The following is a 21,191-nucleotide window of genomic DNA, read 5'->3' on the forward strand; positions in this document are numbered from 1 at the left end:
CCTCGCGTTGTTATCCGCCGCTCCAAGCTCGCCACCGCCGTAGCAACTGCCCGCGCCCTCTTCCGGTCCAGCCACGGGACGGTGCGCTTCCTGTGGCGGTATCGGCGCCCGCTGGCACCCGTACATGCGGCCGTCGCCCTCGGCACCCTGGGCGCCGCATGCGGCGCCGCTGTCGACGGATGGAAGACGGCGCTGCTGCTCGACGGCGCCCTTGCAGCGGGCGTCGCATGGTGGCTGCGCCGACGCCGTCTCAGGGACAAGCAGCTGCGCCCGGCGAAGCGCGTGTACGCCATCGCTTCTGCCGGTACGGCGGGCGCCCTGTTGCTCGCCATGGCGGCGCGCGGCGGCCTTACCCCGCCCATGCCCGGCTTGCTGCTGGTGTGGCTGCTGGCGACTGGCGTCCCGTGGTGGTGGCACCACCGCATACGCGACCACGGCGGCCTCTCTGGCGAGCTGGAGCTGTGGGAAACCCGCGTCGCCCATGAAAAAGGGGCACTCACCGGCTCGTGGCTGAGCGACTTCGAGCAAGTCGCCGACGGCAACAGCTCCCGCGCGATCATCAATCTCCCGCCCGGCGAGCTGGAGACGGCACAGGCCGTCTCCGCCACCGGTCGCGTTGCCTCCGCCTTCGGCGTTCCGCCGTCCAACGTGGTCATCGAGGCCACTCGCGACGGCGCCAACGACAAGGCCCAGCTCTCCCTCTACCGCAGCAACCCGCTTCAGGCCGTTCACCTGTGGCCTGGTCCGCAGCTGCTCGACCATGAAACAGGTGTCGCGCCGATCGGTGTTTACGCGGACAGCGGCCATGTCCCGTACCGCTTCTGGCGCCCCGGCTCCGGACCGGTGCACGACCTGATCGCCGGCACCACTGACGCGGGCAAGTCCCGGCTGCTCGACCAACTCCTGGCGTACGAGCGGCACAGCCCGCTCATGGTGTCCTGGGTGATCGACCCACAGCGCGGGCAGTCGCTGCCGGACTGGCAGGACGCGGTCGACTGGTTCGCCGACAGCGTCGCCGAGGGCAAGAAGCTGCTCAAGGCAGCGCAGCGCGAGATGTACCGCCGTAACCGGCTGCTCGCCCGCATGGTCTGGACAGACGAGAAGGGCCGTCAGCGCCGCGGCAAGGCATCGTTCACGCCGACCCCCGAACTCCCGCTGTTGTGCGTGACGATCGATGAGGCGCACGCCATCCTCGCCGACCCGGACTGCGTGAAGATCGCCGAGGACCTGGCGAAGATGGCCCGCAAGTGCGGCATCAAGCTCCGGCTCGTCACACAGGTGCCGCTGCTTTCCCAGCTCGGCAACTCCCAGACGCTGCGCGACATGGTCGCAGCGGGCAACGTCGTCGTCCTCCGCACCGCCAACCGGCTCTCCGGTCGGGTCGCCTTCAACGGCGCCATCCCGGCCGACCCACACGCCCTCCCGCGCGAGTTCCCCGACGGCTCAACCACGTCCGGCCTCGCCTACAGCCTCGGGCCTCAGTCCCGCTCTTCCGTTCTGCGGACCTTTTACGTGGAGGATCCGTACGACTGGGCCGTCACTGGCGAGACGACCACCCTGTGCGAAGAGGGCATCAAGACGGCCGGCAAGGACTACGCGACGTGGCGCCAACGGCGTGACGACGCCTGGAGCGAGCCTGAGCCGACCGAGGAAGAACAACCCGCGCCCGCCATGTCTCCGGTGGTCCCGGCCGACGCCAGCGCCATCGACACCGTGCACGACTACCTGACCCAGCGCGGCGAACCGGTCCGCACCGGCGTCGTCGCCCAGGCCCTCGACCTCCCGCTGCCCACGGTCAGCCAGTCGCTGCGCCGTCTCGGCGAGGAAGGCCGCGCCGTCAAGGTGCGGCACGGCGTCTGGGCCGCAGCGCCCGAGACCGCCGACAGCGACGCGCCGACGCCCGAGGTCGCCGCTTGATCAGCCTCTCCGATCGCCCGTCCCCTCCGTCACCCGCCCCGCGGAAGGCCCGTACGTGAACCAGCAGCCCCGCCCCGCCGCCGACAACGTCCGACCGCTCCACTCCCATGCCGATGAGACAGACGCCATCGATACGACGGCGATGCCGCACGATCTGGAGGCCGAACAGGCCGTGCTCGGCGCCATGCTGCTCCCCGGCCCCGACCGCACGCAGGCCACAGTCATCGCCGAGGTCACCAGCCGCATCGGCGCCGAGGACTACTACCGGCCCGCGCACACCACCATTCACACCGCGCTCGTGGCCATGCATGAGCATGGCCACGCCGTCGATCCCATCCTGCTGACCCACCACCTGAGCAAGACCGGCGACCTGAACCGTGTAGGTGGTGCCGCCTACCTCCACCGTCTCGTTCAAGCCGTTCCCACTGCTGCGAACGCCGACTACTACGCCGAGATCGTCGCCGAGAAGGCCGACGAACGGCGCATCATCGAGGCCAGCACTCGCGCCTCCAGCCGAGTCCGTTCGGGCATGGACGACAGCGCCAGCATCGCCGCCGATGCGGCAGCCGAACTCTCGACCTTGCGCACCGCCGAGCGCTGGCCCGCCCCCGTGCCGCTCGGCACGACCGCCCAGCTCCCCAGCTTCCCCGTCGACGCCCTCCCTGCATGGGTCGGCGAGCACGTCGCCGCTGTCGCCGAGTTCACCCAGACCCCGCCCGACATGGCCGCCACCATGGCGCTCGCTGCCCTCTCGACAGCAGCTGGCGGGCGCGTACACATCCAGATCCGCCCCGGTTGGGTCGAGCAGTCCAACCTCTACCTCGTATGCGCCATGCCGCCCGCGTCCCGGAAGTCCGACGTGTTCGCGGCCATGAGCGCGCCAATCTACGAAGTCGAAAAGCAGCTCCAGGACGAAACACGGGCCGCCCGGGTCGAGGCGGAGACAGCCAAGGAAGCCGCCGAAGCCGAAGCGGACGCCCTCATGGCCAAGGCCCGCAAGGCTGACGCGGCCGACCCCGCCGCGCTCGTAGCCGAAGCCTCAGCAGCCCGCATGCTTGCCGACGACATCGCCGTACCGCCCAAGCCCCGCCTGACCGTCTCCGGCGACGTCACCCCGGAACCACTCACCCACCAGCTCGCCGTGCACCGCTGCCTCGCCGTGCTCTCCCCCGAAGGCGACCTGTTCGACATCATCGCCGGCCGCTACAGCGCCCGCCCGAATCTTGGCGTCTTCCTCAAAGGCCACAAAGGCGAACGGCTGGAGACGGACCGCATCACCCGTGAACAGCCCTCCATCGACCGCCCAGCGCTGACCATCGGCGTCACCCCTCAGCCCTCCGTCCTCCAGGACCTCGGCGAAGCTCACGGCGCACGCGACCGCGGCCTGCTCGCCCGCTTCCTCTACGCGCTGCCACCCTCCAACCTCGGTTACCGCAAGACCCGCACCGCCCCGGTACCGGAACAGGTCTCCAGCACCTACGCCGCACGCCTCGACGCGCTCCTGCGAACCCTCGTGACCTTGCCGGAGCCGGTCACTGTGGCCATGGACGCCCGCGCCGACCAGGCGATCGAAGCGCTCCAAGCCGAGATCGAAGTGCAGATGCGCCCCAACCACCGGCTCGAACACCTCCAGGACTGGGCTGGAAAGCTCGTCGGCACCACCGCCCGCGTCGCCTGCCTGCTCCACCTCGCCGAACGTCTCACTGACGGCTGGGGTGATCCGGTGGCGGTTGGCACAGTTCAGCGAGCGACCGAGATCACCCGGTACTACACCGAGCACGCCCTGGCCGTCTTCGACCTCATCGGCTCAGACCCGGCCACCGAGGACGCCCGCACCATCCTCGACTGGCTCGGCCGGCCGAAGACCGACGGCACGTACCGGCGTGCCATCAAACGGCGCGATGCCGTCGCCGCCTCCCGCCGCTTCCGCACCGTCGCCCAGGTCGACCCGGCGCTCCAACTCCTTGAAGCGCACGGCTACCTGAAGGCCGACGAACCGGCCAGGACCGGCCGTGTGGGTCACCCCTCATCCGTCACCTACCGCGTCCACCCCGGGCTACAGAACCCGAAGGACGGCGATCATGCCCGGTGACCGTCAGCGCCGTCAGCACAATCCGCTGACCAGGACCAAGGGCTGTCAGCACCACGTCAGCGCCTGTCAGCACCGTCAGCAGAACCGCCGAATACCGCTGACGCTGCTGACGGCTGCTGACATCCGTCAGCAGACCGAAACCGCAGGTAGCCGAATTCTGCTGACGCTGCTGACGGTCCGCGCCCCTCCTCGCCCGACACCAGGACGTACCACCCACCCCGTCGCCCCGAGAAGGACTGATCACCTTGGCCAATGAGCCCCTGATGAAACTGCCCGAAGTGCTCGATGAAATCGGGATCTCCAAAGCCGCCTTCTACCGATGGCGCGCTCGTGGCAAAGCCCCGAAGTGCAGAAAGCTCCCCAACGGTCAGCTCCGCTTCCGCCGCGCTGACGTCGACGCCTGGCTGGACTCGTGTGAGGAGACCCGCGATTGCTGACGTATGACGTGAAGTTCTACGAGATCGAGCACCGCCCCGACCGCCGCAAGCCCTACCGCGTCCGCTGGGTCGTCGGCGGCAACCGTCACTCGAAGAGCTACCTGCTCAAGCCGCAAGCCGAGGGGCGCAAGTCCGAACTCATGGAAGCCGCCCGGCGCGGCGAGCAGTTCGACGTCGACGAAGGGCTTCCCGTATCGGAACTCCGCGCCAAAGATGTGGTCACCTGGTACGAGCACGCATGTGCCTACGTCCTCATGAAGTGGCCGCGTGCCGCAGCGAAGCACCGAGCCGGCATCGCGGACGCCCTGGCAACCGTGACCCCAGCGCTCGTCAAGCAACCGCCCAGCAGGCCGACCCCGTCGCGAAGCGATGTCCGTCAGGCCCTGTTCCAGTGGGCCTTCCGCATGGTGCGCAACGACAAGGACGAGCTGGTCCCCCGCCACCAGGTCGAGGAGCCACCGCAGAGAGTTTCCCGGGCCCTGGCGTGGGTCTCGCAGAACTCCCTCACCATCCAGGAAGCTGCACACCCGGAAGCCGTACGCAAAGCCCTCAACGCCGTCTCCACGAAGCTCAACGGGGGGCAAGCGGCCGAGAACACCACTCGCCGAAAGCGCATGGTGCTGAACAGCACATACAACTACGCGCTCGAACGGGAGCTGATCGAAGGGATCAACCCGCTCAAGCGCGTCGACTGGCAGGCTCCGCACACCGATGACGAGGTCGATTTCCGCTACGTCCCCGACCCCAAGCTCGCCAACGCTCTCATACGCGAGGCATCCCGCCAGGGCGCTCGCGGCGCTCACCTGCACGCGTATTTCGGCTGCCTCTACTACGCCGCCATGCGCCCCGCCGAGATCAGCCAGCTCAAGGGAAAGGACTGCCGCCTTCCCAAGAAGGGCTGGGGGACTCTCACCCTGGACAGCAGCTCACCGGAGGTCAGTACAGGCTGGACGGACGCAGGAAAGCCGTACGACGAGCGCGGCCTGAAGCGGCGCGCGCGAAAGACCACCCGTCCGGTGCCCATCCCTCCTGTACTGGTCGCCTTGCTCCGAGCACACCTCGACACCTACGGCACGGCGGATGACGGCCGTCTCTTCCGTGCCGCACGCGGCGGGCGCGTCCGCTCGACGGAATACTGCGAGGTCTGGCACAAGGCCCGGCGAAAGGTCCTCAGCCCGGAGGACGCTAGAACCCCTCTCGCCGAAGTCCCGTACTCCCTGCGTCACGCCGGAGTGTCCTTGTGGATCACGGCAGGCGTAGAGCCGACGGAGGTAGCCCGCAGGGCCGGCCACAGCCTCGCCGTCCTCTACCGCGTCTACGCGAAGATCCTCACAGGCCGACAGGACCACTCGAACGAACTGATCGACAAGGCCCTGGGAGAGCTTCCACCACCAGACCAGGAAAGAACAGCCCCCTGACCAGGACGAATAGCCTCAGCCCGCCGCTCGTCATGGGGCACACCTGGGGGACACGGACTGAGCGCAGCTGAGACTCCAGCGAGAAATCGTGAGACTGTTCGAATGACGAAGGGGTGCCGCGCAGTGCGCGGCACCCCTTCACCTGCGGCTTTACCGCCAGTGCGGAGGCGGTGGGATTTGAACCCACGGAGGTGTTGCCACCTCTACGGTTTTCAAGACCGCTCCCTTCGGCCGCTCGGGCACGCCTCCCCGCGTCGTCCTCGGACGACGCGGGGACAGCCTAGCGTGTGGTCAGTCGTCGCCCCTGCGGGAGCCGAGGGTCACCTCGACGGTCTTCTCCTTGCCGTCCCGCTCGTAGGTGAGCTTGACCTCTTCGCCCGGCTGGTGGGTCCAGATGGTGCCGATGAGGGTCGGGCCGCTGTCGATCAACGTGTCGTCCAGCTTGGTGATGACGTCGCCGGGCTTGAGACCCGCCTTGTCGGCCGGGCCGCCCGGGGTGATCGGCGGGGAACCGCCCTCGCCGCTACGGGAGATGGTGGCGCCCTTGCCGCTGCCGCCCAGTTGGACGGTGGCGCCGATCACCGGGTAGACGGGCTCGCCGGTCTTGATGAGCTGCTCCGCCACGCGCTTGGCCTGGTTGGAGGGGATCGCGAAGCCGAGGCCCACGCTGCCGGACTGGCCGCCCTCCAGACCGCCGCCACCGCCGCCCGGCTGGATGGCCGAGTTGACGCCGATGACCGCGCCCTGGGCGTCCAGCAGCGGACCGCCCGAGTTGCCGGGGTTGATCGAGGCATCGGTCTGCAGCGCGCTCATGTACGACGCCTGGCTGCCCTGGCCGTCGCTGGAGGCCACGGGGCGGTTCTTCGCGCTGACGATCCCGGTGGTGACGGTGCCGGAGAGGCCGAACGGGGCGCCGATGGCGATGGTCGCGTCGCCCACCGCCACCTCGTTGGAGTTGGCGATCGGCAGCGGCTCCAGCTTGCGGTCACCCAGTCCGCTCAGCTTGAGTACGGCGACGTCGTAGCCCTGTGCCTTTCCGACGACGTGCGCGTCGTACTTCTTGCCGTCGGAGAACGTCGCCGTCAGCTTGCCGCCCTGCGCGCCGTTGGCCACCACATGGTTGTTGGTGAGGATGTGGCCTTCCTTGTCGAAGACGAACCCGGTGCCGGTGCCCTCCTCGCCGCCGCCCGAGGAGCGGATCGTCACGACGCTCGGCAGCGCCTTGGAGGCTATCCCCGCGACCGACTTGGGCGAGCGGTTGAGTTTCTCCGGGTCGGACGGGGAGCTGATGGTGGTCGAGCCGCCGTCGGTGCGGTCGGCGGCCCAGAAGCCGATACCGCCACCGACACCGCCCGCGACGAGCGCGGCGACCAGGATGCCGGCGAGCAGCCCGCCGCGACGCTTCTTGCCGCCGTCCCCGGGCCCGTGCGGGCCCGGGCCCGAGGGCATCGCCCAGGGGTCGTGTGGCGGGACACCGCCACCGCCGGGGCCTGCCGGACCACCGGGGCCGCCTGGACCGCCCGGACCGCCGCCGTACGGGGGCGGAGGCGGCGGTGCGGGGTGCCCCGTGCCGCCCTGGCCCCAGCCGCCTGACTGGCCCGCGCCGCCTTCACCGGCGCCGGAGCCCGAGCCGGGACCCGAGCCGGGACCGGAACCCGGGTCCGAGCCGGAACCCGGGTCCGAGCCGGTGGGCGGGGCGCCGGAGGCCGCGGGGGCCGCCGGTACGGGGGAGGGCTGCGGCGGTGCGACGACGGTGGGCTCCTCACCCGTACGCTCCGGCTCCGCAGGCACCCGGCCGGACGCCTCCTGCTGCGGCTGAACCAGCGTGTCCCCCGCCTGCTCCCTGGGCCGTACGACCGTGTCCTGGACGTCCGCACCGTTCCTCGTACGGTCGGCTACGGCATCGGAGGCCGCGGTGGAGCCGGGGGCGGAAGAGTCAGGGGAGGCCAGCGAGAAGTCGCCGTCCTCGCGGCTCGTCGGGGCGCCGCCGGACGGGGCCTGGGCCGGCGCCGGGGGCGTGGGACCCGGCCCCGCCGCAGGCGTCACGGCAGCGCCCTCGTTCTCGGTGCTCACAACTCACTCCTCATCAGGTACACGACATCGCGGGGCTGGGCGTGTTCACATTCACGGGTATCCCTGGACAGCTTTTCCCATCGTGCGTCAGGCGGACGTAAATCGACGCTGAGCGTCCGCGCCCCCTTCTTTACATCGGGCCAACACCGGACAGAACGCCCAGTTTTCCCGGTTACCGTCGGGCTCCGCCGACCGCTGCCGGGGACTCACGAGCCGACCTCGGCGCAACGTCACCCACAGGGCTCACCGTTCGTACACACACGTACTCAGTGATCACAGCACCCAGCCTAGGCTCGCCCGGCGCGAACCGCCCCTCGGCGTCCTCTCGCACCCCTGACGGGAGCCCTTCACGCCCCTGGCGGGAGGAGCCTTCACACCCCCTGGCCGAAGCCCTACGCAGAGCCCTGCACAGCGTGGCCGTCCGGCCCGGTGGCACGATAACCCGGTGAGCAACGAGATCCTCGCCGGGTCGCGCCACCGTCTCGACCGCACTCCGTCCGTCATCGCCCACCGCGGTGCCTCCAAGGCGGCACCGGAACACACGCTGGCGGCCTACCGCCGCGCCATCGAGGAGGGCGCCGACGGGCTGGAGTGCGACGTACGGCTCACCGCCGACGGCCATCTCGTCTGCGTCCACGACCGCCGGGTGAACCGCACCTCCAACGGACGTGGCGCCGTCTCGGCGCTGGAGCTCGCCGATCTCGCCGCGCTCGACTTCGGCTCCTGGAAGGACCGGGACGCCGACCCGTACGAATCGCCGGACAGCGCACTGGACACCGACGCGACGGACGCCCGCGCCGGGACGGCCGGAGCGACCGGAACGGCAGGCACTGCCGGGGCCGCGGGACCCGGCGAGGCGGCCGAGCGGGCGGGCACGGCGGGGCACCCAGGGCCGGGACAGTCCGGACCTGGACACCCAGGGCCGGGGCGGAACGGACCGGAACGCACCGGGCGGGTGCCGGGGTGCGCGGGGACGTCCGTGTACCCAGGCGGCGCGGACCCCGAGCGGACCTCCGTCCTCACCCTCGACCGGCTGCTCGCCCTCGTCGCGGAGTCACCTCGCCCCGTCGAGCTGGCCATCGAGACCAAGCACCCCACCCGTTGGGCCGGTCAGGTGGAGGAGCAGGTGCTGGAGCTGCTCGACCGGCACCGCCTTCGCACGCCCGTACGGGTCATGAGCTTCTCCGCCCGCTCGCTGCAGCGGGTCCGCACCGCGGCACCGCACCTGCCGACGGTCTTCCTGATGCAGTTCCTCCTTCCCCGCCACCGCGACGGCCGGCTGCCGTACGGGGTGCGCATCGCCGGTCCGAGCATCCGCATCCTGCGCTCCCATCCGGAGTACGTGGCACGAGCGCACCGTGCGGGCAACGAAGTGCACGTGTGGACGGTCGACGAGCCGGAGGACGTCGAGCTGTGCGTACGCCTCGGTGTGGACGCCATCATCACCAACCGCCCGCGCCAGGTCCGTGCCCAGCTCGCACGGGACCGCCCGGAATGACGGGCTTGTGACCGGCCCGTCCAGGTGAGAGTGCCTGGTCGGCGCAGTGCACCGGCGCACTCGGCACTTATTGCAGACACGCGAGTGCGTCAAGAGAAAGAGAGTGGCCGGTTTCCGCCGCCCTCAGCTGGGGCATTCATCCGGATGGCGTGGGGCAAAGGAGGTCTCGGGGGTGGCGTTGGTGGTGGCACAGGAGGTGCCTACTTCGTCGACCATGGCCGTGCCCCATGGTCCGTCGGGCGTACGCGTCGCGCGGCGCAGAATGCGCGAGGAACTGCGCGCATGCGGCACACCGGACACGGTGGTCGATGATGCGATCCTGATTCTTTCGGAACTGCTCAGCAACGCATGCAGACACGCACGTCCGCTGCACGAGGACTCGGCCCCGGCAAGCAGCGCGAACGGCACAGGCAGCACCGGCAGCACGAGCAACCCGGTCAACCCGGTCAACACCGTCAGAGCGTCCTGGCGCAGGGACGTGCGGGGTGAGGTGACCATCGCCGTCACGGACGGTGGCGGCCCGACCCGCCCACTTGCGGCCAAGCCCTCCGTCACCGCACGCGGCGGCAGAGGGCTCGCCATCATCACCGCGCTCGCTCGTGACTGGGGCGTGCGTTCCGAACCGGACGCGGCCGCTGACGAGTCACCTGGAGTGACCGTTTGGGCCGTGCTGCGCCCGGAGAGCTCGTTCAGCGGCCGGGTCGCCGCGAGCCTGGGCGCACTCGACGGCGAGTTGGGCGGTGAGCTGGACGGCGAGCTCGGCTGCGGCCTGAACGGCGGGTTCGACTTCGCCTCGGTGGACGAGCTCAAGTAGTCGGCGCCGCAAGACGGCGAGCGCTCGTCCTGCGCGGGCACCCGTACGGGCTCCCGTGCGGGCCCTGTACGCCCTGCGGGCCCTGCATGGCCCCAGCCGGCCCTGTCCGCCTCCTGGGGCCCTGTCCGCCCCGCGGGCGGCCTCCGTGCGCGCAGCGACGTGTACGGCGTCCAGCTACTAGGATCGCGGCGCCCACGCACCGCCGCATACCTGGAGAACCGCTCGTATGGCAAAGAAGCGCCGACCCCAGACAGCCGCCGCGGCGCCCGCCGGAACATCCCCGGGCACCGCAGACGCCGGAAGCTACCCGGTGGTGGGAGCCCGGCAGCCGTGCCCCTGCGGTTCGGGGCGCCGCTACAAGGCGTGCCACGGCAGGGCAGCCGCGCAGGCGGCCACCGAGCTGGTGCGTCGCCCGTTCGAAGGACTGCCGAACGAGAGCGACTGGGTCGCGCTGCGTGAGCTTGTCCCGGCCGCCACGGCGCGCCTCACGCTCAAGGACGGGCTGCCGGAGGGCGTTCCCGCGGTGACGCTCGCGACGGTGCTGCCGATGGCGTGGCCGGCGCTGCGCCGCGACAACGGCGAGATCCTGCTGGGGCTGCAGAACGACACCGCGTCCGGTGACATCAGCCGCGATCTCGCGGACACGCTCAGCCGGGCGCTGGCCGCCGAGCCGGGTACCCCCGTCGACGCCGGGCGGCCGGCGCCTGACGGCCCCCGGCTGCAGGATCTGCTGGATGTGAACGCGCCGTTCGAGCCGGAGGTGCACTCCGGTTTCGAGTTCTGGCTGGACGGCGACGAGCAGCCGGCCGGTGAGGTGGCCGCTTCGCTGGAGAGCGCCAACGCGGCCGCCATCCCGACCGCCCGGCTCGCGGCCGTCGAGGGCGCGTACTGGTGCGAGGCGCCGGAGAAGAACCACCTGCGCTGGGTGATGACCCACCCCGAGGAGCAGTTGCTGGATGCGCTCGCCCGGCTGCACGCGGCCGGCGCCTCGGCGCTCGGCGAGCCGGGTAGCACCTCGGACGGCGACAGCTCCCGGCTGGTGGGCTCCTTCCGCGCACACGGCCTGACGGTGCCGGTGTGGGACCTTCCGTCGGGCATGAGGTCGGAGGACTGCGAGAAGCCCGCCGCCGCCTTCGCCGAGCGGCTGGCCGAAGCTCTGTCGGTGACGGCTCCGCTGACCGCGGAGGAGCGCAGGGCCCGCAGCGGTCTCATCAACCGTCAGGTGACGCTCAACTGAAGGGGTTCGGCGGATTCGGCGAGGGGTTTGCGGAGAACCCGTGCCCGTGACTCCGGTCACACTGCGGGCCCAACTTGCCCTACTCGCAGGTAAATCGGCGTCCGGATATGGGCGATCGAATTTGCTAACAGCCGATCTCTTGTTACCGTTCTAAGAGCCCGGTCGCTGGTGCATCCCCCGTCGCCAGCGACCGGGTTCTTTTGTGCCCGGAACCGGGTGGCGGACGCGCCGCTGGACGAACTCCCGTCTGCGAGCGCTCAGTTGCCCGCTACCTGTGCCGTTTCCCACTGTCGGCCCGCAGCAGCTGCTCTCCGCCGGCCGTGAAGACCTCCGCCACCGCCGTGGAGGCGCCCTTCCCCGGCTCCCTGGTCCCCGCACCGGGGCCACGAGGGGTCTCGCACACGCCCCGACGGCCGTCCCCGCGCATCGTGCAGCGCACCCGCGACTCCGCTTCACCGGGTCCGTACAGCGTGAGGGAGACGGGAAGGCGGTGGCCGGTCGGGTTGCGGTAATACGTGCGAGCCCAGGTCTCACGACCCCGGGTCAATACGCACGCCCGGGCTGCCACCCCTTCGGGGGAGGCGATTTCCAGCCCGCAGGAAGCGGCCGAATGTCTCCCCTCGGCTGAGCGGCGCTCGAGGGAGCGGTCAGGTGCGGGTCGAACATCGGAGGGGTGCGTCTCGGACGCGTGGTCGTCGGTGTGCCCAGGGTGAGCGGCCTGGAAGGCCCTGGTCGCCAGTCGCGCGTCCTGGCCCGCCACCGCCACCGCGAGCGCCAGTGCGACAGCGAGCGCGACCGTGCTGGCGAGCGTGACCGCACGGAGCCGGGAGGTGCTGCGCTGCTGCGGCTGGTGCATGAGGGAACCCACCTGGGACGCCTTCGAGAAGGAGAGAGTGGACCGGGCCGACTGATGAGCTGAACATATCGGGGCCAACGGGCCGCCGGTGCGACAAAGCGGCCCGTTTTCCTCATAACTCCGGTCGGCTCCTACCCGTACGGGTGAATCCGGGTCCCACCCTGGGGGGCGGCCTCAGTAGGCCAGCCGGCTCCCGGTGTCCGGCGTCGCGGCGCTCTCCGCCACCAGGACGTCGAGCAGCGTCTCCATCCGGGGCAGCCACGGCCGCCCCTCGTCCCCCCGTTCGGGCTCGCGCTCCCAGCGGACCTTGCCCGCTCCGGTGAGCGAGCCGGGCAGCGCGACATAGCCGCCGTCCCCGTGGAACCGCAGCGAACTGGGCACCCGGTCCTGGGCGTACAGCAGTTCGCCCAGCTCCTCGAGTGCGTACGGCTCGACCAGGACGGAGAAGCGGGTGGGCGTCGCGATCACCGGACCCACGCGTACCCCGGTGCGGTCGAACGTCGCGAGCGCACGCGCCCCGGCGACGGCCGGCAGACTCAGCGCGCAGGGCGCGGTGCCGCCCGTCGCGAGGATGACGGGCGCGTCCGGCCTGTTCTCCCACCACCAGCGCACCATCGTCGTGTCGCTGGTGGCCGCCAGCAGCACCGGCTCGAAGGGATGTGCGCCAGGCACCACGCATTCGGGGTCCGGGCACGCGCAGGCGACGGAAGAGCCGCGGGTCCCCGGGGAGGCGAGAGCTGCGCCGGGTACCACCGGCCACTGCCACTCGGTGGCCGCCGTCAGCGCCGTGCTCCGCATCGGTGACCTGCGGTTGTACCGTCCGGACCGCCCCCGGAGCCGTCGGCCCTGGAGCTGCGCCCAGGCCCGGAGGGAGCGTCGCCTTCCGAGGATCTCGCGCATGAGCGCTCGTTCCTTTCCGTGAACGCCGAACAACGCCTACTACGCAAACACAGCAAACATCGCCAACTGGCCGTACCGACCGATCTCTAGCTCAGTGCACACCACGTGAAGCCTGGTGACCGTGCGTGTCGAACAGCGCATCATGTTGCGGGTCGAGCGTGGAACGTGGCGGGGGGGGGTGGCGCACGCATGGCGTTCACGCTGTGGACTGCCACCTGCGCCGATGCTGCTTGTACTTGCTCGTTGCCTGCTGAGGACCTCCGCCGGCCTTGGGCCGGGGATTTCTCAGGACCCGCTCGTACCGCGCCCGTGCTGCCTGGTGCAATCCTGCGGCTGGTGCCCTCCCGCAAGAAGCGGGCGGGTCGGGGCCCGCTGCTCCCTAGGACGCCATGACTCCCCACAGGGTTCCGTACCCGCAACGGCGATGCCAACGCGCTGTCGAATGGCCTCAGTCGACAGCAGTATGCACGCCACGTGAGCGATTTTCCGCCAATCTTTCCACACCTCGGCCAGCCCCCGTGAGCCGGGCCCGCTCTCCGGACACTCTCGGCACCGCAGCGCACGTGCTGGACATGCCCCAGCGGCATGTGTAGATGTAGTGGCATTGATAGCGGAGCAGCATGACATGGGGGTTTGCGATGCTATTGGGACAGTTCACCCGCAGCCTGAGCCGCCGCCCATGACCTCCCCGCACCTTCCGAAAGTGGCTGGAATCCAACCAACGGTTTCCTCGAACTCCTCGACAACCGCAGCGGCCGCCTCCGCTGCGCCCCCCACGGCGTCCACCGCACCCTCAGGTACCGCGGCCGCCGCCGGCTCCGCCACGTCCGCAGCTGAGGCATCCGCGCAGGCGACCACCGCCGAAACCGGAACCTCACAGGCCGACCGCGCCCGGATCTGCGACCTCGCCTCCCTCCATGAGCTGACGACGCGCCTGGTGCGCACCAAGAGTCTCGACACAGCGCTCCGCGAGACCCTGCGCGCCGGTTCCGCACTGCTGGGCGCCCCCCGCGGCATGATCGCGCTGGAACCCGGCACCGACCCTGGAAGCGAGCCCTCGGACGCCCACGGGCGCGCCCCCGAACGCACCATCGGACTCGGTCTCGGCCGCGCCGACCTGGGCCAGATCGAGACCGTCCCGCGCTCCTCCGCCGCGTACGCGCGCATCCTCGACGCGGACCCGCGCGCCGGTCGGCCCCTCGGTGCGGGAGAGACGAGTGAGCCGGGTAAGCCGGATGAGCCGCGCAAAGGGAGCCGGGAAAGCGCGAAAAACGAGGGTAACGAGGGACACGAGGCAGAAGGAGCGGCCGACGGGTCACAGAGCCCGCAGGAGGCGTATCAGGTCTCCTGCCCCGCCCCCGGGGCGCCGTCCGGCGCGGGCTCCGACACACCGTCAGCACACCTGCTTGCGAGTGGTATCGCCTGCCCCGACATCGCCGCCGACCAGGACCTCTCGCCCCGCCACCGGGAGGTCGCGGCCCGCCTCGGCTATGCGGCGACCTACGCCGTGCCGCTCACCACCGAGTCGGGCACCCGGCTGGGCGCCGCCGTCTGGCTCTACGACGAGCCCGGTGAGCCCACACCGCGCCAGCGGGAGCTGCTCGGCAGCTATCTGCGGCACGCCACCGAGCACTGCGCCCGGCTGGGGGAACTTGCCCGTACCCGCGCGGACATGGCCACCCTCAGCGAGGAGCTGCTGCCCAGCACGCTGCCCCGGGTGCCCGGGGTGACGCTGGCGGTACGGCACCGTACGGGGCCGTGCGGCGGCGGGGACTGGTACGACGCGCTGCCGCTGCCCGACCGGGCCGTGGGGCTCGCGGTGGGCGGTGTCACCGGCAGCGGCCCGGCAGCGGTGGCCGCCATGGGCCGGCTGCGGGCCTCCCTGCGCGCGTACGCGGTGATGGAGGGCGAGGACCCCGTCGCCGTCCTCTCCGACCTGGAGCTGCTGCTGCGGCTGTCCGAGCCGTCCTGCTCGGCGACCGCGCTGTTCGCCTACGCCGAGCCCGCCACCCGCAAGGTCCTGCTCGCCGGCGCCGGGCACTGCGCACCGCTGATCGTGGGGCCCCGGCGCATCGAGCCGGTGGAGACCGCGGTCTCGGCGCCGCTGGGGATGCTGGCGTGCTGGGAGGCGCCCAGCGCCGAGGTGGTGCTGCGGGAAGGCGAAACGCTTCTGTGCTACACGGACGGACTGCTGCACCGCACCGGCCACTCCATGGACCGGGCCTTCGCGCGGCTGCGCTCGGCGGCCGCCTCGGCACCGCGCGCGGCCAGGGACGACCCGGAGGCGCTCGTCGACCATGTGCTGCGCACGGTGCTGCCGGGGCCACTGGCCGACCTCCCTGACCACCCCGAGGACGTCGTACTGCTGGCCGCCCGCTTCTGAGCGCAGCCCCGCCCGGCCCCCGCCCGCCACCCGCACGCTGCGGCGCCCGGGCCCGCCGCGGCGCCCTGCGAAGGTCGGACATCACCGTCGTACAGCCGAACGTCACAGTCGCACGACTGTGGACCAGTCGGCCCCCACCCATACGATGGAAGGTGGTTTTATCCGTCATAGAGGAGGCAGACGTGGCAGACGCCGCTGACGAGCAGCCGATCAAGCAGCGGAAGAACGGCCTGTACACGGGCGTCTCCGACGAACTGGCCGAGAACATGCAGTCCGGCTGGGGCGACACCGAGCTGCACGATCTGGAGCCGATCGCGCAGGCCGCCGAGCTCGCGGAGCGGCGCGAGCGGCTGTCGGCGCGCTTCCCCGGCGAGCGTCTGGTCATCCCCGCGGGCAACCTCAAGACCCGGTCCAACGACACCGAGTACCCCTTCAGGTCGTCCGTCGAATACGCCTACCTGTCCGGCAACCAGACCGAGGACGGCGTACTCGTCCTGGAGCCCGCCGGCACGGAGGGTCACGAGGCCACGCTCTACCTCCTGCCCCGCTCCGACCGGGAGAACGGTGAGTTCTGGCTGGACAGCCAGGGCGAGCTGTGGGTCGGCCGCCGGCACAGCCTCACCGAGAGCGAGCAGCTCTACGGCCTGCCCTGCGCCGACGTACGCACGGTCGCCGACACACTCCGGGCGGCGAGCGGCCCGGTGCGGGTCGTCCGCGGCCACGACGCGGGGGTCGAGGCGGCCCTGGCGGACAAGGTCACGGCCGAGCGCGACGAGGAGCTGCGGAGCTTCCTGTCCGAGATGCGGCTGGTCAAGGACGAGTTCGAGATCGGTGAGCTGCAGAAGGCCGTCGACTCGACCGTGCGCGGCTTCGAGGACGTCGTACGGGTCCTCGACAAGGCCGAGGCCACCTCCGAACGCTATATCGAGGGCACGTTCTTCCTGCGCGCTCGCGTGGAGGGCAACGACGTCGGCTACGGCTCCATCTGCGCGGCCGGTCCGCACGCCACCACCCTGCACTGGATGCGCAACGACGGCCCGGTGCGCTCGGGCGAGCTGCTGCTGCTCGACGCGGGCGTGGAGACCCACACCCTCTACACCGCCGATGTGACCCGCACGCTGCCGGTCAACGGCCGCTTCAGCGAGCTGCAGCGCAAGATCTACGACGCCGTGTACGAGGCGCAGGAGGCGGGCATAGCCGCCGTCAAGCCGGGCGCCAAGTACCTCGACTTCCACAACGCCGCACAGCGCGTGCTGGCCACCAAGCTGGTCGAGTGGGGCCTGATCGAGGGTCCGGTCGAGCGGGTGCTGGAGCTGGGCCTCCAGCGGCGCTGGACGCTGCACGGCACCGGCCACATGCTCGGCATGGACGTGCACGACTGCGCGGTGGCTCGCCGGGAGACCTACGCCGAGGGCACGCTGGAGCCGGGCATGTGCCTGACTGTGGAGCCCGGACTGTACTTCCAGGCGGACGACGAGACGGTGCCCGAGGAGTACCGCGGAATCGGCGTGCGCATCGAGGACGACATTCTGGTCACCGAGGACGGCAACCGGAACCTGTCCGCCGCGCTGCCGCGCAGCAGCTCCGAGGTGGAGAGCTGGATGGCGAAGCTGCGGGCGTGAGTCGGCAGATGTGACCGACGACCGGCCCGGGAGAGCGCGGGCGGGGCCCGCCAGAGCGGCACTCCGCCGCGCGAGCGGCACTCCGCCGCGCGAGCAGCGCTCCCCGGCCGGAGCACGATTATTCGAGCACAGCGGCGAGGACGGGAGACGACGTCACGGCACGAGCCTGCTGAGCGATCTCACCGACTAGGAAGAGAGCACGTTTTGGTCTCCCGGTTCCGGACCGGACTGCTGTCCGCGTTTCCCTTCCTCGCCATGGGCGCTGTCGGTGCCGCCGACCTGACGGGCGGGCCGGGAATCGGGCTCCAGCCGATGATGGCGCTCGGTCCCGCCTTCGCCGGGCTCTCCGGCGGCAAGCGGCGCACCGCGCTGGTGGGTGCCCTGGCGATGGCCCTCTCTATCGCGCTGAGCCTCTACAACGGGCAGTTCGGCGAGCGGCGGGGCAACGCCACGCTGATCTCCGTGGCGGGCGTCTCGGTCGCCGCGCTGGTGGCGACCTCGATGCGGCAGAAGCGCGAGGCCGAACTCGCCAACGTGCGCTCCATCGCGGAGGCCGCACAGCGCGTCCTGCTGCGCCCGGTGCCGCGCAGCGCCGGGCGGCTGCGGGTCGCCGTCTCCTACACCTCGGCCGTCGCCGAGGCGCGGATCGGCGGCGACCTGTACGAGGTTGTCACCTCGCCGCACGGTGTCCGCGTCATCATCGGTGACGTCCAGGGCAAGGGCCTGGAGGCGGTGGAGACGGCCGCCGTGGTGCTCGGCGCCTTCCGCGAGGCCGCCTACGACGAGCCGGACCTGCCGACCGTCGGCGAACGCCTGGAGCGGGCCCTGGACCGGCACCTGTTGGGGGAGAAGTTCGTGACGGCGGTACTCGCCGAGGTGCCGCACGGCGCGCACACCCGGACCGCGACACTGCTCAACTTCGGGCACCCGGCGCCGCTGGCGGTCCGGCAGGACGGCACCGTGCACTTCGCCGAGCCGCCGCAGCGCTCCCTGCCGCTGGGGCTGGGTCTGCACGGCAGTGAACCACCACGCCCGCACGAGGTGCCGTTCGCGCCGGGGGACCAACTGCTGCTGTACACCGACGGCGTCACCGAGGCCCGCGACCCCGACAACCACTTCTACCCACTGGACCACCGAGCGCACCTGCTCAAGGACCCGGACGCGGAGAGCGCGCTGGAGGCCGTACGGCAGGACATCCAGGAGCATGTGCGCTCCCCGCTGCACGACGACGCGGCCATGCTGCTGCTGCGCTACCGCACGCCCGTTCCGCGTGCGGCCCGCGTACCCGAACAGGAGCTGCCCCGGGACGACAGCCGGAGCGCGCCTGCGGCCCAGGAAGCGAACGCGGCGGACAGGGCGGACGCGGCGGATTAGGACGCTGTCATCAGATGTCCGTCGCGGCGGTCGAGGACCTTGTCGAAGCTGACGACCGCACCGCCGTGACCGGGCCGGTTGCGGAACCGCACGTGGTCGGCCAATGACTCGATCAGGAACAGACCCCGACCGCTCTCGGCCTCCTTCGCACAGCGGGCCGGGTCGTACCCGGCGGGAAAGCCGGGACCGGTGTCAGCCACCTCGATCCGGCAGCGGTTGCCCTCCAGATAGGCGGAGACACGGTACGCACCGACCATGTCACCCGAGGTGCTGCCGTGCTCGACCGCGTTCGCGCACGCCTCGGACAGGGCGAGGCACAGGTCGTAGGCCACATCCGGGTCGACACCGGCCGAGGCCATCGAGCTCAGCAGGAGCTGCCGCGCGAGCGGCACACTGGCGGCTTCGCGCCGCAGCCGGAGAGACCACCACAGGCTGCTCATGCTCACCCTCCATGCGGCTCGACACAGGATTACCTATTGCCTGCGCGTTCCAGCACTACGCGGTGGCGTCACGATGACCCCCGTACGGCGGAAACGGGCAGCGCCGAGTACCGGACCGAGTGCACTGCGTGCGGGTACGGCGGAAGCGCGAGGCGGGGCGCACGCCCCCTGGGGGCGGAGGGCACCCGAGCAACCTGACGCGGCGCGCCTGGGTGGCGGTTGAGCGGCGGTGGAGCGGGTGTGGCCCTGCCGTGAGGAGCCTGGGGACGCGGTGAGAGAATGACGCCGCCATGACTGCCGGTGCGGACCTGAGACTGCTGCGGGCTGCGGTGTTCGCCGCGGTCTGCGTGACCGTGTCCGCCGCGGGGCACCTGCTGGCCGCGGAAGCGGTGCTGCCGTTCGGCACCCTCGCGCTGGGCTTCGGCTGCGTGTTCGTGGTCGCTGCCGCACTGGCCGGACGGGAACGCTCACTGCCGGGTATCGCGGGGCTCCTGGGGTCGGGGCAGATCCTTCTGCACCTGGTGTTCTCCATGGGAGCCGCCGGACAGCACACTTCGGCAGGGGTGGCAGGCCAGGGCTCGGGCGGCCTGCGGGCGCTCGCCGGGACGCTGCTGTGCAACGACGGCGCGCGGAGGCTGAGCGAAGCCGAGGCGCGCCGGGTCGTCGCACGCGCCGGACTCGACCCGCACACGGCTGCGGCGGGGAGCACGGGTGGTGCGGCGGAGCAGGCCGCACACGCCGGACACCAGGCCGTCACCGTGGCCCTCCCCAGCACTCCGCTCGACTGCCTGCGCGAAGCCGCACGAGCCGCCGCCGGCATGTGCGAGCTGCCGATGCTGTTCGGGCACCTGTGTGCCGCCGTACTGCTCGGCTGGATGCTACGCAGGGGCGAGGCGGCGCTGTGGCGGCTGGTGCGGCTGTCGTGCGACGCCGCAGCGGCGGCGGAGGAACTGGTGGCCGCGCTCGCCCTGCGTACCGCGTCGGCCCTCGTCCGTGCCCTGCACACCGGGCTGCTGCCCTGGGCACCGGTGCGGCCCTTCCTCGACCGGCCGGACGACGAGAAGGCGCCCACAGCGCTGCTGCTGGCGCACTCCGTACACCGGCGCGGCCCCCCGGCGCACGCCGCGGACGCGTTCGCGCTGGCGGCATGACGTACCACGACGCTCGCTGAGACCGAGCTGTCCGGCCACACCACGGGTGGTCTCACCCCACGGGTGGGCTCACCCCGCCGGGTGGGGCACGGACAGCACGGCTTGACAGCGCACGGTGCGGGGCCGTCGCGCGCCGTCACGCGCCCGCCTCCGCCGTGTCATGTCATCCGTCCCACTCGCCCTGTGCCGTCAGGCGGCTCGCCTCGTGGCCAGGGCACTCAGGAGATCTCCCATGAAGATCGTCAACCGCCGCTCGGCCGCCGTCTGCGCGCTCGCCGCCGGTACCGTGCTGCTGGTCGCCGGGCCCGCATCCGCGCACGTCAGCGTCGACCCGAAGGAGGCCGCCGAGGGCGGCTACGCCACCGTCAACTTCAAGGTGCCGAACGAGAAGGACGACGCCTCCACGGTGAAGCTGGAGGTCACCTTCCCGACCGATCACCCGCTGGCCTCCGTGATGCCGCAGCCGGTGCCCGGCTGGGACGTCAAGGTCGACAAGAAGAAGCTCGACAAGCCGATCGAGATGCACGGCGAGAAGATCACCGAGGCCGTCTCGAAGGTCACCTGGAGCGGCGGCAAGGTCGAGCCCGGCCAGTTCCAGCAGTTCCCCGTCTCCATGGGGCAACTGCCGAAGGACGCCGACCAATTGGTGTTCAAGGCCCTGCAGACCTACGACGACCACGACGTCGTCCGGTGGATCGAGGAGCCGAAGGAGGGCGCTCCCGAGCCCGAGAACCCGGCGCCGGTGCTCAAGCTGACGGCTGCCGACAGCGAGGGTGACGCCGCCTCGGGCGCCTCCTCCGACGACGCCAAGCAGACAGCGGCCACGGCCGAGACCGACTCCGACTCCGGCTCCGGCTCCGACACCACGGCACGGGTGCTCGGCGTGGTGGGCATCGTGGTCGGGGTCGCGGGCGTCGCCTTCGGCGTCCTGGCGGGGCGCCGCCGCACTGCCTGATCCAGGACCCCTGCCCCGGGAGCC

16 protein-coding genes and 1 tRNA gene are annotated in these 21,191 nt (G+C 71.2%); 12 read left to right on the top strand and 5 right to left on the bottom strand.

Going from position 1 to position 21,191, the window contains the following annotated elements; all coding sequences use genetic code 11:
* Positions 1-81 precede the first annotated feature (81 nt).
* The 4 genes from JW592_RS31675 (at position 82) to JW592_RS31690 (ending at position 5,864) form a co-directional block, all read left to right on the top strand.
* Complete coding sequence (locus JW592_RS31675; RefSeq protein WP_209268734.1) at positions 82-1,917, top strand: FtsK/SpoIIIE domain-containing protein; 1,836 nt, start codon at positions 82-84, stop codon at positions 1,915-1,917.
* A gap of 55 nt (positions 1,918-1,972) precedes the next feature.
* On the top strand, positions 1,973-4,009 hold the full coding sequence (locus tag JW592_RS31680) for a DUF3987 domain-containing protein (protein ID WP_209268735.1): 2,037 nt from the start codon (positions 1,973-1,975) through the stop codon (positions 4,007-4,009).
* Positions 4,010-4,272: 263 nt separating this feature from the next.
* Positions 4,273-4,446 carry a helix-turn-helix transcriptional regulator gene (locus JW592_RS31685; protein WP_372446610.1) on the top strand — a complete coding sequence of 58 codons (174 nt, stop codon included), beginning with the start codon at positions 4,273-4,275 and terminating at the stop codon, positions 4,444-4,446.
* On the top strand, positions 4,440-5,864 hold the full coding sequence (locus tag JW592_RS31690) for a site-specific integrase (RefSeq protein WP_209268737.1): 1,425 nt from the start codon (positions 4,440-4,442) through the stop codon (positions 5,862-5,864). Before JW592_RS31685 ends, JW592_RS31690 begins: the two co-directional genes overlap by 7 nt.
* Positions 5,865-6,026: 162 nt before the next feature.
* Here the strand turns inward: JW592_RS31690 and JW592_RS31695 are convergent.
* Positions 6,027-6,113: transfer RNA gene (locus JW592_RS31695), tRNA-Ser, on the bottom strand.
* 42 nt (positions 6,114-6,155) lie between these two features.
* Positions 6,156-7,937 carry a S1C family serine protease gene (locus JW592_RS31700; RefSeq protein WP_209268738.1) on the bottom strand — a complete coding sequence of 594 codons (1,782 nt, stop codon included), beginning with the start codon at positions 7,935-7,937 and terminating at the stop codon, positions 6,156-6,158.
* Between the two features lie 445 nt (positions 7,938-8,382).
* Between JW592_RS31700 and JW592_RS31705 the strand changes: the two genes are divergently transcribed.
* The 3 genes from JW592_RS31705 to JW592_RS31715 all read left to right on the top strand — a co-directional run bounded on the left by JW592_RS31705 (position 8,383) and on the right by JW592_RS31715 (position 11,486).
* A complete protein-coding gene (locus tag JW592_RS31705; RefSeq protein WP_307805614.1) occupies positions 8,383-9,435 on the top strand; it encodes a glycerophosphodiester phosphodiesterase family protein in 1,053 nt (350 codons plus the stop codon).
* Positions 9,436-9,607: 172 nt separating this feature from the next.
* Complete coding sequence (locus JW592_RS31710) at positions 9,608-10,249, top strand: ATP-binding protein (RefSeq protein WP_209268739.1); 642 nt, start codon at positions 9,608-9,610, stop codon at positions 10,247-10,249.
* Positions 10,250-10,475: 226 nt separating this feature from the next.
* On the top strand, positions 10,476-11,486 hold the full coding sequence (locus JW592_RS31715) for a DUF5926 family protein (protein ID WP_209268740.1): 1,011 nt from the start codon (positions 10,476-10,478) through the stop codon (positions 11,484-11,486).
* A gap of 268 nt (positions 11,487-11,754) precedes the next feature.
* Here the strand turns inward: JW592_RS31715 and JW592_RS31720 are convergent, their stop codons facing one another.
* Positions 11,755-12,342, bottom strand: a complete 588-nt coding sequence (locus JW592_RS31720) for a hypothetical protein (RefSeq protein WP_209268741.1) — start codon at positions 12,340-12,342, stop codon at positions 11,755-11,757.
* 174 nt (positions 12,343-12,516) lie between these two features.
* Positions 12,517-13,242: a bifunctional DNA primase/polymerase gene (locus JW592_RS31725; protein ID WP_209268742.1), complete on the bottom strand. Its 726-nt coding sequence runs from the start codon at positions 13,240-13,242 to the stop codon at positions 12,517-12,519.
* A gap of 679 nt (positions 13,243-13,921) precedes the next feature.
* Between JW592_RS31725 and JW592_RS31730 the strand changes: the two genes are divergently transcribed.
* The 3 genes from JW592_RS31730 to JW592_RS31740 all read left to right on the top strand — a co-directional run bounded on the left by JW592_RS31730 (position 13,922) and on the right by JW592_RS31740 (position 18,621).
* On the top strand, positions 13,922-15,625 hold the full coding sequence (locus JW592_RS31730) for a PP2C family protein-serine/threonine phosphatase (protein WP_209268743.1): 1,704 nt from the start codon (positions 13,922-13,924) through the stop codon (positions 15,623-15,625).
* Between the two features lie 182 nt (positions 15,626-15,807).
* Positions 15,808-17,247 carry an aminopeptidase P family protein gene (locus JW592_RS31735; RefSeq protein WP_307805615.1) on the top strand — a complete coding sequence of 480 codons (1,440 nt, stop codon included), beginning with the start codon at positions 15,808-15,810 and terminating at the stop codon, positions 17,245-17,247.
* A 255-nt stretch (positions 17,248-17,502) separates the two neighbouring features.
* Positions 17,503-18,621, top strand: coding sequence for a PP2C family protein-serine/threonine phosphatase (locus JW592_RS31740; protein ID WP_229377200.1), 1,119 nt, complete (start codon positions 17,503-17,505; stop codon positions 18,619-18,621).
* On the opposite strand, the gene JW592_RS31745 is transcribed toward JW592_RS31740, so the two are convergent.
* Positions 18,618-19,061 (bottom strand): ATP-binding protein, encoded by a 444-nt coding sequence (locus JW592_RS31745; RefSeq protein ID WP_209268745.1) that lies wholly within the window; start codon positions 19,059-19,061, stop codon positions 18,618-18,620. The two genes, JW592_RS31740 and JW592_RS31745, sit on opposite strands and share 4 nt — an antisense overlap.
* A gap of 290 nt (positions 19,062-19,351) precedes the next feature.
* Between JW592_RS31745 and JW592_RS31750 the strand changes: the two genes are divergently transcribed.
* A complete protein-coding gene (locus tag JW592_RS31750) occupies positions 19,352-20,212 on the top strand; it encodes a hypothetical protein (protein ID WP_209268746.1) in 861 nt (286 codons plus the stop codon).
* A gap of 232 nt (positions 20,213-20,444) precedes the next feature.
* Positions 20,445-21,167, top strand: a complete 723-nt coding sequence (locus JW592_RS31755; protein WP_209268747.1) for a YcnI family copper-binding membrane protein — start codon at positions 20,445-20,447, stop codon at positions 21,165-21,167.
* Positions 21,168-21,191: the final 24 nt, after the last annotated feature.

Origin of the sequence: Streptomyces spirodelae, from assembly GCF_017676385.1 — a bacterium.
Taxonomy (GTDB): Bacteria; Actinomycetota; Actinomycetes; order Streptomycetales; family Streptomycetaceae; genus Streptomyces; species Streptomyces spirodelae.

What these genes read in the sequence shown, in the direction of transcription:
- JW592_RS31745 (WP_209268745.1), bottom strand. Translation starts at nt 19,061, where the DNA reads ATGAGCAGCCTGTGGTGGTCTCTCCGGCTGCGGCGCGAAGCCGCCAGT.
- JW592_RS31755 (WP_209268747.1), top strand. Translation starts at nt 20,445, where the DNA reads ATGAAGATCGTCAACCGCCGCTCGGCCGCCGTCTGCGCGCTCGCCGCC.
- JW592_RS31750 (WP_209268746.1), top strand. Translation starts at nt 19,352, where the DNA reads ATGACTGCCGGTGCGGACCTGAGACTGCTGCGGGCTGCGGTGTTCGCC.
- JW592_RS31685 (WP_372446610.1), top strand. Translation starts at nt 4,273, where the DNA reads ATGAAACTGCCCGAAGTGCTCGATGAAATCGGGATCTCCAAAGCCGCC.
- JW592_RS31730 (WP_209268743.1), top strand. Translation starts at nt 13,922, where the DNA reads ATGACCTCCCCGCACCTTCCGAAAGTGGCTGGAATCCAACCAACGGTT.
- JW592_RS31720 (WP_209268741.1), bottom strand. Translation starts at nt 12,342, where the DNA reads ATGCACCAGCCGCAGCAGCGCAGCACCTCCCGGCTCCGTGCGGTCACG.
- JW592_RS31725 (WP_209268742.1), bottom strand. Translation starts at nt 13,242, where the DNA reads ATGCGCGAGATCCTCGGAAGGCGACGCTCCCTCCGGGCCTGGGCGCAG.
- JW592_RS31740 (WP_229377200.1), top strand. Translation starts at nt 17,503, where the DNA reads ATGGGCGCTGTCGGTGCCGCCGACCTGACGGGCGGGCCGGGAATCGGG.
- JW592_RS31715 (WP_209268740.1), top strand. Translation starts at nt 10,476, where the DNA reads ATGGCAAAGAAGCGCCGACCCCAGACAGCCGCCGCGGCGCCCGCCGGA.